Annotated in this window: 5 protein-coding genes and 1 pseudogene; 4 read left to right on the forward strand and 2 right to left on the reverse strand. The window is 67.0% G+C overall.

Annotation, left to right across the window (positions count from 1 at the left end):
- Nucleotides 1-100 precede the first annotated feature (100 nt).
- From AC5LSR_RS22540 to fdxA, 4 genes are all read left to right on the forward strand, one after another.
- Nucleotides 101-1,408 carry a TetR-type transcription factor C-terminal domain-containing protein gene (locus tag AC5LSR_RS22540; RefSeq protein WP_250285368.1) on the forward strand — a complete coding sequence of 436 codons (1,308 nt, stop codon included), beginning with the start codon at nucleotides 101-103 and terminating at the stop codon, nucleotides 1,406-1,408.
- 66 nt (nucleotides 1,409-1,474) lie between these two features.
- Nucleotides 1,475-2,899, forward strand: coding sequence for an OB-fold domain-containing protein (locus tag AC5LSR_RS22545; RefSeq protein WP_250285367.1), 1,425 nt, complete (start codon nucleotides 1,475-1,477; stop codon nucleotides 2,897-2,899).
- On the forward strand, nucleotides 2,899-4,101 hold the full coding sequence (locus AC5LSR_RS22550) for an acetyl-CoA acetyltransferase (RefSeq protein WP_445548507.1): 1,203 nt from the start codon (nucleotides 2,899-2,901) through the stop codon (nucleotides 4,099-4,101). Before AC5LSR_RS22545 ends, AC5LSR_RS22550 begins: the two co-directional genes overlap by 1 nt.
- Nucleotides 4,102-4,180: 79 nt before the next feature.
- A complete protein-coding gene (gene fdxA, locus AC5LSR_RS22555; RefSeq protein WP_250285365.1) occupies nucleotides 4,181-4,507 on the forward strand; it encodes a ferredoxin in 327 nt (108 codons plus the stop codon).
- A gap of 193 nt (nucleotides 4,508-4,700) precedes the next feature.
- Here the strand turns inward: fdxA and AC5LSR_RS22560 are convergent, their stop codons facing one another.
- Together AC5LSR_RS22560 and AC5LSR_RS22565 are read right to left on the reverse strand one after the other, a co-directional pair.
- On the reverse strand, nucleotides 4,701-6,116 hold the full coding sequence (locus AC5LSR_RS22560) for an IS701 family transposase (RefSeq protein WP_250285364.1): 1,416 nt from the start codon (nucleotides 6,114-6,116) through the stop codon (nucleotides 4,701-4,703).
- A 99-nt stretch (nucleotides 6,117-6,215) separates the two neighbouring features.
- Nucleotides 6,216-6,553 (reverse strand): annotated as a pseudogene (locus AC5LSR_RS22565) (IS630 family transposase); the annotation flags it as partial.

Consider the following 6,553-nt stretch of genomic DNA (forward strand, 5'->3'; position numbering starts at 1 on the left):
TCATCTTGGCAGGTAGGGGCCGCGAGCTGGTCGTCGAGGAGGCGGCCGTCGCCTCTCGCATCACGTTTAGAATCAGGCGATCAACCAGAGAGGAACGGCGATGACAACGGTGCGCACCCACCCGGGCAAGAAGGCCACGGCGACACGACAGCGCATCCTCGACGCCGCAGCCAAGATCTTCCGTCAGAACGGCTACACTGGGACGCGCCTCACGGACATCGCCGCGGCGGCACAGATACAAGCCGGCAGCCTCTACTACCACTTCGCCTCGCGGGAAGGCCTGGTCCAGGAAGTCCTGCGTGTCGGCCAGCAGCGCACGAACGACTTCGTCATGGGCAAGGTCTCCGCCGCACCTCCCAACGCGAGCGGCCTTGACCGGCTCCGCATCGCCGTGCACGCCCATCTCGAAGCCGTCCTCGAGATCGGCGACTACACTGCGGCCACTCTACGCATCTTGGGGCAGGTCCCTGAAGAGATCCGCACTCAGGCCCTCGCGCTGCAGCGGGAGTATGGCCAATGGTGGCGGGAGCTGTTCGAGGACGCGCAGCGTGACGGCGAGCTGCGTCAGGACCTTGACATCTCCGCGTGCCGCATGCTCGTTCTGGGAGCCATGAACGCCTCCCCCGACTGGTTCCACCCAGACCAGCCGAAGGGACTCACGATCAGTGATCTTGAGGAGCAGTTCGCCGCGATGTTCCTCGACGGGCTCGGGACCTCCAAGGGAAAGCGGCGCCGGTCACACAAGATCATATTTACCCTCACATCCGATGCGCACGAGGAGTCCGCAGCAGAGACACGTGGCGCCGCGACGACCGCTCGGATCCTCGACGCGGCCGCGAAGATTTTTCGCGAGAACGGCTATGCCGGAGCCCGGCTCGTGGACGTCGCGACCGAGGCCGACATGCAGACCGGCAGCCTCTACTACCACTTCGCCTCGCGCGAGGACCTGGTGGTGCACCTGCTGCACAATGCCTGGGAACGCACTGACAACATGGTGAGGCGTAGTGTCAACGACCTACCCACACGCACCGCGCCTATCAACAAGCTGGCGATGGCCATAACCGCGCACCTGCTGTCCGTCCTGGCCTGGGGTGACTACACCTCGGCCATGCTGCGCATCCTCGGACAGGTGCCGGACGGCGTCCGAGCCACCATCCTTCCGCTGCAGCGGACCTACCTCGGCCTGTGGCGGGGCTTGCTCAACGACGCTGCCGACGCCGGGGACATCCGCTCCGACCTCGATCTGTCGGTGGTCCTGATGATGCTGGCGGGTGCCCTGAACTGGACGGTCGAGTGGTACCACGCCGACCACCACCTGGCTCCGGAGCAGCTGGCGGAGCAGTTCTGCATCCTCGTCCTCGAGGGCATGTCGACACGACGCCGGGGTACGCGTCGACGGAGCGTGTGACATACACTGGACTCGAACCTAGATTAGAAATTAGGCTGTCGGCAACTCCCCCGGGGAAGGACGTCCATGACCAGCCTGCTGTCCTACGGCTCCTACATTCCATACCACCGGCTTCGTCGGAGCGACATGCAGGCGGCTCTCGGCGCTTCGGGAGGGAGAGGCTCACGCGCCGTGGCGTCGTACGACGAGGATGTCGTCTCCATGGCGGTGGAGGCTGGCTCGGCGGCTTTACGGGGACAGCGCTGTCTGCCTGAGCGGCTCTATTTCGCCACCTCCTTCCCTCCCTACCTGGACAAGACCAATGCGGCGGTGGTGCACGCCGCGCTCGGACTTGACCGGGCGACGCTGGCGGTCGACATGGCTGGCTCACCGCGGTCGGTCATCGGCGCACTGTTGGCCGCGAGCGAGGCACGAGTCCCGGCCCTCGCCGTAGTCGCCGACATACGCACCGGGCTGCCCGGGAGCAGCGACGAGCGAGAGGGCGGCGACGCGGCCGCAGCGTTCTTGTTCGGACGCGGCACGTCGGAGACACCCGAGCTCGCGACCGTCCTGGCGTTCGCCTCGACCACGGAGGAGTTCCTGGAGCGGTGGCGGACACCCGGCGAAAAGGCTTCCCATACCTGGGAGGAGCGCTTCGCCGAACATGTCTACCGACCGCTGGCTGAGGAGGCGTTCACCACCTCGCTGAAAGCAGCCGATCTCGCCCCTGGCCAGATCGACCACCTTGTCGTGAGCGGCCTGGCCGCCCGCGCGGTACGGCAGTTCGCGCAGGCCAGCGGCGTACGTCCCGAAGCCGTGGTCGACAACCTGGCAGACCGCATCGGCAACCCCGGTGCGGCCCAGCCCGGGGTACTGCTCGCCGCAGCTCTGGACCGCGCTGGCGCTGGCGAAAACGTCGCGCTGGTCCACCTCGCCGACGGTGCGAGCGCTCTGCTGATGCGAACCACGGAGCACCTGCTGTCCCGGCGGTCCCCGACCGGTGTGCTAGGGCAGGTGGATGGCTCACACGGCGAGCTCAGCTACACAGCCTTCCTCACCTGGCGGGGAATGCTCGACCGCGAGCCACCCCGGCGACCGGAGCCGGACCCGCCCGCGGCGCCGCCAACACGCCGGTCCGCCGGCTACAAGCTCGCCTTTCAGGCGGCTCGGTGCGACGCGTGCGGAGCGGTCAACGTACCACCGGGAAGGGTGTGCTTTGCGTGTTCTGCAGCCGACCAGATGTCGCAGCGATCGCTGCGTGACACGCCTGCGACGGTGGCGACGTTCACTGTTGACCGTCTCGCGTTCACACCGAGCCCACCGATGGTGGCCGTCGTCGTCGACTTCGACGGGGGCGGTCGGTTCCGATGCGAGCTCGCCGACGCGACCCCGGCCGACGTGCGTATCGGCCTGCGTGTCGGCCTCACGTTCCGACGCCTGCTGACTGCCGACGGCGTGCACAACTATTTCTGGAAGGCACGACCGCTTCACGAAGACGGAACGAGGCTCTGATGGCATCAAGAGGCATCTGTGATCGGGTCGCAATCGTAGGCATGGGCTGCACAGCGTTCGGCGAGCACTGGGACCGCGGCACGGACGACCTCCTTGTCGAGGCGGTGGGGACAGCCACGCAGAGCACGTCTGTCGCGATCGACGACGTCGACGCCTTCTGGCTGGGCACCTATATGTCAGGGGTCTCGGGTCTGACGCTGAGCCGTCCGCTCCGGATCCGCGACAAACCCGTCAGCCGCGTTGAGAACATGTGCGCGACAGGATCCGAGGCGCTGCGCGGCGCCGCGTATGCCGTCGCCAGTGGTGCCTACGACATAGCCATGGCCGTCGGCGTCGAGAAGTTGAAGGACTCCGGCTACTCCGGCCTGACCCGCCAGTCGATTCCGGGTGACGGGACGGGCGGCACGCTTGGCACCACGACGGCACCAGCCAACTTCAGCCTCCTAGCACCGGCCTACGGTCGGAAGTACGGCGTGGACGAAGACCAGTTGAAGGAGGTCTTCACGCGTATCGCCTGGAAGAACCACAAGAACGGTTCCCGGAACCCGCGAGCCCAGTTCCGAAGAGAAGTGACCAGGGAGACCATCGCTTGCTCCCCACTGGTCGCCGGCAGCCTCGGCGTGTTCGACTGCTCCGGTGTGTCGGACGGGGCAGCGGCAGCGATCGTGGTACGGGCCGAGGATGCGTACCGCTACACCAAGCGCCCCCTGTTCGTGAAGGCGTTGTCCTTCGTGTCTGGGGCAGCAGACGGCAACGTCGACCCGGGCTACGACTTCACGACCTTTCCGGAGGTCGCGGCGTCCGCAAGGGAGGCCTACCGCCAGGCGGGCGTGTCCGACCCTCGGGCGCAGATTGCGATGGCTGAGGTGCACGACTGCTTCACCGTCACCGAGCTCGTCCTCATGGAGGATCTCGGCTTCGCCCCCCGCGGAACCGCGTGGAAGGACGTCCTGGCCGGGACATTCGACCTGGACGGTGCGCTGCCGGTCAACCCCGACGGCGGGCTGAAGGCCTTCGGTCATCCTGTGGGGGCATCGGGGCTCCGTATGCTCTATGAGTGCTGGCTGCAGCTTCGTGATGAAGCCCCGGACGAACGCCGTATCGCCAGCACGGGAAAGACCATGGGCTTGACCCACAACCTCGGCGGAGGTCCTGGCGAGTGCGTGTCGTTCGTGTCCATCGTCGGGACGGAGCGCTCGTGATCGCCGGCTGCATAGCTACGCTCCAAACCGAGCCAAACGGGACAGCAAACGGACAGCTCCAGGAAATGAAGGACCTTTCATGACCTACGTCATTGGTGATGCCTGTGTCGACGTCAAGGACAACTCCTGCGTCAAGGAATGCCCTGTGGACTGCATCTACGAGGGCGATCGGTCGATGTACATCAACCCGACCGAGTGCATCGACTGTGGCGCCTGCGAGGCCGTGTGCCCGGTCCGTGCTATCTCTGCTGACGTGGACCTCCCTGGGGAGCTGCTGCACCTCGCGGCCAGGGCCGAGGCACTCTTCGCTGAGATCGGCGACCCGGGTGGGGCCCGCCGCCACGGCCCGTTGAACGGGGACCACCCCGCCATCGCGGCGATGCCACCCAAGTCGGCGACGGCCTGACAGCGTGGAGGGCCGGTCTCGATGTCGGCGCTCCTGGCGGACACTCCGTGAGCCGCCTCATCCAATCCCGACGGTCAGTACCAGTACGGGGTGACGCTGCATGCGTCACATCAGCCGCTCCGTGACGCTAGCGCCTCGTAATTCGCCGTCTTTACCGGTGGTTTGTTGTGATCGGCAGTTCGTGATCCGTGATCTACGGGGGTAGGTAGAGGCGGAGCCGGTGTCCGGCGGCGAGCGTGTCGATCAGTTCGCGGAGTGGGTGGGGCATCGGGGCGGTGGTCCAGGCCTGCCAGAGGCGTAGCAGGAGGCACAGGGGGGTCAGGCAGGCGCGGACCTGTCGGAGGCTGACCGGCCAACACGGCGGTGTGGTGGTGCGGGTCGTTGTCCGCGTGTCGTCGGGTGGGAAGGGCGTGGGTGGCTCGGCGGGGGTGGTGTTGTCGTGCCAGCACAGGCTGAACGCGCAGTTCACCAGGGTCCAGTGGCGGGCGATCGCGGTGGCGGAGCGGACCTGGAAGTCGGCCCAGCCCAGTTCGTGTTTGACCTGCTTGTAGTCCTGTTCGACCCAGCCACGCAGCCCGTAGAGGCAGACGATCTCGTCGTAGGTGGCGGGTGGGAACGCCGGCGCCGCCGTGGTGGGCAGGTCCGGGCGGGGCAGGGTGGTGGCCAAAGACCAGGTGCTGGTCGCCGGCAGGGTCGCCGGGTCGGAAGTGGCCACGACCAGCCGCAGGGGCCCGCCGATCCGGTACGGGCCCACCCGGCAGTCGGTGGCCCACCAGGTCTCGGTGTGCCCGTCGCGGTAGGCGCGCCGCACCGGTGTCCACTGGCCGGGCCGCTCAGGGCTGGTCCAGACCCGGGCGCGGGCGGCCTGGGCCGGGGTACGCAGGTCGGTGTCCTCGTCGGGGCGGGACAGTTCCTGGTGCGGTTTCAATGCCAGCACGAACGGCACCCCGGCCTCGCGCAGCCCGGTGACCAGGCCGGGGCTCTCGGACGGGCCGTAGAAGCAGTCGGCGACCACCGCGCGGAAGCCGACGCCGGCGGCGCGGGCATCGGCGACCAGGGCGGCGGCGAGCTGCCCCTTGGTCCGAAACGACGGGTCGGCCCGCCCGTCGGGCAGGCAGTGCGCCGGGAGGTAGAGCCGGGTGTGCAACGGGTGGTAGACCCACTCGTCCGCCCAGACGGTGGACACCGCGACGACACCGCGCTCGATACCGCCCCGGGAACCGATGTACTGACGGGACACCCCCGCGGTGGCATGCCCGCTCTTACGGTCCCCGGAATCGTCCAGGACCAGCACCCCACCCGGGTGCGGCGCGCTGTCCGAGGACACCAACAGCAACTCGACCCGCCTACTGTTGATCTTTTCGTGGTCCCACGGCGACTCCGACAGGAACCACTGCAGCCGCTGGACCTCCCGATGCTGCGCGCCGGCCACCGGCTCCGCCCCGGCCAGACAGGTCAACGTCTTGTTCCGGTCCCGCGGCAGCAGCAGACCGACCAGGTAGTCCCGGAACCCCCGCCGCTGCGCACGCGAGGCGAACAGGCCGTCGAAGCGGGACGCGTACACCTCCACCGGCGCCGGAGCCGGCAGGCACGGCAGCCGCTCTGTCATCGCGATCACCTCCGCGACCGAACCACTCCTTCCCTACCCGGCACAGCCAGCGAATTCCTGGCCACCCATACATGACCAAACGATCACAACAAACCACCGCTACTTACCGTTGTTGTCGACAATTTTCTTGATGCCGGCCTGGACAAGCTGGACCTTGGCGAGGATCTCGTCCACGGTCGCGGTCCAAGCGAACAGCGTGGGATTGGCGTTCCCATGGACGATGTAGTCCCGGATCCGCTTGATAAGAATCTTCACGAAGATACACATAGCGCGGCTGATCGACTGGTGGGCAATTATACCGAACCCGGTTTCGAGCTGGTTGATCCACGACGATCCGACCGGAGTAAAGCGGAAATAAGCGGAATCACGAGATACTAGTACTCCAGTGACAGTGATCCTTACGTGGTCGCGGCCCGCGCGACGTCCGTCTGGTTGGT

It is taken from the genome of Protofrankia sp. CiP1_Cm_nod4, assembly GCF_982290645.1.

Coding starts and splice junctions, on each gene's coding strand:
- AC5LSR_RS22540 (WP_250285368.1), top strand. CDS start 101: ATGACAACGGTGCGCACCCACCCGGGCAAGAAGGCCACGGCGACACGA.
- AC5LSR_RS22545 (WP_250285367.1), top strand. CDS start 1,475: ATGACCAGCCTGCTGTCCTACGGCTCCTACATTCCATACCACCGGCTT.
- AC5LSR_RS22550 (WP_445548507.1), top strand. CDS start 2,899: ATGGCATCAAGAGGCATCTGTGATCGGGTCGCAATCGTAGGCATGGGC.
- fdxA (WP_250285365.1), top strand. CDS start 4,181: ATGACCTACGTCATTGGTGATGCCTGTGTCGACGTCAAGGACAACTCC.
- AC5LSR_RS22560 (WP_250285364.1), bottom strand. CDS start 6,116: ATGACAGAGCGGCTGCCGTGCCTGCCGGCTCCGGCGCCGGTGGAGGTG.